A 2453-nucleotide genomic window follows, 5' to 3' on the forward strand; every position below is an offset into this window, starting at 1 on the left:
GACCTCCTGTCGCTGCGCTTGTGCAGGCTGGGCATTTGCATCAGCCACTACAGCTTTGCGTTCCTTCTTCCTGAACATCTCCAGCATGCGCCGCGTCACCAGAAATCCGCCGAAGACGTTCACCGCCGCCAGCGCTACGGCCAGCACGCCCATGGTCTTGCCCAGACCCGTTTCAGTGAGCGCGGCCGCCAGCATCGCGCCCACGATGACGATGGCGGAGATGGCGTTGGTCACGGCCATCAGCGGCGTGTGCAGCGCGGGCGTCACCGTCCACACCACGTGGTAGCCCACGTAGATCGCCAGCACGAAGATGATGAGATTGATGATGGTGTGTGAGACTTCCACGGCTCAGCTCCTCTTGACTTGACTGTCCTGCGTCATCAGGCACGCGGCCACGATGTCGTCGTCCATGGGCACGTTGACGCTGGCCGCATCCTTGGGCAGCACCAGCTTCAGGAAGTCCAGCACGTTGCGCGCGTAGAGCGCGCTGGCGTCCGCCGCCACGAGCGCTGGCAGGTTGGTCTCGCCCACGATCGTCACGCCGTGCGCCTGCACGATCTGCCCCGGCACCGTCAGCGCACAGTTGCCGCCGTTGGCCGCCGCCAGGTCCACGACCACGGAGCCGGGCTTCATGGACTGCACCATCTCCGCCGACACCAGCTTCGGCGCCGGGCGTCCGGGAATGAGCGCGGTGGAGATCACCACATCGGCCAGCGCTACGCGCTTGGCGACCTCGGCGCGCTGGCGCGAGAGCCAGCTCTCGGGCATCGGCCGCGCGTAGCCGCCCACGCCTTCTGCCGCTTCCTTCTCCTCCGCCGTCTCGTAGGGCACGTCGATGAACTTGGCGCCCAGCGACTCGACCTGCTCCTTCACCGAAGGGCGCACGTCAGAGGCTTCGATCACCGCTCCGAGCCGCTTGGCCGTGGCGATGGCCTGCAGCCCCGCCACGCCCACGCCCAGGATCACCACGCGCGCGGCCTTCACGGTGCCCGCGGCCGTCATGAGCATGGGAAAGAACTTCTGGTAGCGGTCGGCCGCAAGGATCACGGCCTTGTAGCCGGCGATGTTCGCTTGCGAGGAGAGCACGTCCATGCTCTGCGCGCGCGTGGTGCGCGGGGCCGCCTCCAGCGCAAAGGCGGTGAGGCCGGCAGCGGCCAGGCGCTCCAGGCCTTCGCGGTCGAAGGGGTTCAACATCCCGACCACAGTGGCGCCGCGCTTCATCAACGCCAGTTCTTCGACGGCGGGCGGCCGGACCTTGAGGACCAAGTCGCAGCCGAACGCGGCTTTGGCATCCACGACTTCAGCGCCCACCGCGGCGTAGGCGGCATCGGGCGCCGCGGCGTTGATGCCGGCTCCAGATTGCACAAAGAGCTGGTGGCCCTGGGCCTTAAGTTTCTTCGCTGTTTCGGGCGTGACCGCCACGCGTGTTTCCGCAGCCGCTGTCTCCAGCGGAACGCCTATCAACATGATGTCTCCTGGAATGTCACTACGGCGAATCCGTACAGCCGCGTGCTGCACTGGCCGCTCTTCAAGCGTGGTGACAGGTGGTTCATCCTCAAGCCAGCTTCGAGGTAGGCTGGCCTATCGATGGGACGGCTGGCACGTTGACGAACGAGAGCGCCATCGCATTGGTGGGTTATGTCAAATTATGTTGACTTTTCAACCTTTCTCAAGACTTGACGTATGCGCGATTTGCCAGCAGCGACAGCCAGGGCTCTTGAGCCCCAACCGCGGCTGCCAAGTGAACGTGCAGGCTCACGATTTCAGCAGCGCTCGAAGATGGCCGCGATGCCCTGGCCGCCGCCGATGCACATCGTCACCAGCGCGTAGCGGCCCTGGACGCGCTGCAGCTCGTGCAGCGCCTTGGTGGCGATGATGGCGCCCGTGCCGCCCACCGGGTGGCCCAGCGAGATGCCGGAGCCGTTGGGGTTGACCTTGGCCGGATCGAGGTCGAGCTCCTTGCTCACGGCGCAGGCCTGGGCGGCGAAGGCCTCGTTGGCCTCGATCACGTCCATGTCCGACACCTTCAGCCCCGCGCGCTGCAGCGCGATGCGGGAAGCCGGCACCGGGCCGATGCCCATGATCTCCGGCTCCACGCCGGCATGGGCGTAGGCCACCAGGCGCGCGATCGGCTTCAGCCCGCCGGCCTGCACCGCCTTGCCGCTGGCCAGCACCACGGCGCCGGCGCCGTCGTTGATGCCCGAGGCGTTGCCGGCGGTGACGCGGCCACCCTCCTTGCGGAAGGCGGGCTTCATCTTGGCCAGCGTCTCCAGCGTGGTGTCGGCCTTGACGTGCTCGTCCACCTCGAAGCTCACCGTGCCCTTGCGGCTGACGATCTGCACCGGCGCGATCTGGCCCTTGAAGCGGCCTTCGGCGATCGCCGCGGCGGCGCGCCGGTGGCTCTCCACCGCCAGCGCGTCCATCTCGTCGCGCGTGATGCCGAAGCGGTCGGC

The 2453-nt window shown here is 67.3% G+C and carries 3 protein-coding genes; all 3 read right to left on the reverse strand.

The features are described 5' to 3' along the window. Nucleotides 1-345: NAD(P) transhydrogenase subunit alpha part 2 (locus H537_RS45550; RefSeq protein ID WP_064736048.1), on the reverse strand; the 345-nt coding region annotated here is incomplete at its 3' end. 3 nt (nt 346-348) lie between these two features. Further along, a complete protein-coding gene (locus tag H537_RS0125860) occupies nt 349-1467 on the reverse strand; it encodes a Re/Si-specific NAD(P)(+) transhydrogenase subunit alpha (RefSeq protein ID WP_029000167.1) in 1119 nt (372 codons plus the stop codon). A 296-nt stretch (nt 1468-1763) separates the two neighbouring features. Further along, nucleotides 1764-2453, reverse strand: a 690-nt coding sequence (locus H537_RS0125865) for an acetyl-CoA C-acyltransferase (protein ID WP_029000168.1), incomplete at its 5' end; no start/stop codon positions are given.

Origin of the sequence: Azohydromonas australica DSM 1124, assembly GCF_000430725.1 — a bacterium.
Taxonomy (GTDB): Bacteria; Pseudomonadota; Gammaproteobacteria; order Burkholderiales; family Burkholderiaceae_C; genus Azohydromonas; species Azohydromonas australica.

Excerpts from the sequence above, each read along its gene's own strand:
- H537_RS0125860 (WP_029000167.1), bottom strand. The coding sequence starts at position 1,467 with ATGTTGATAGGCGTTCCGCTGGAGACAGCGGCTGCGGAAACACGCGTG.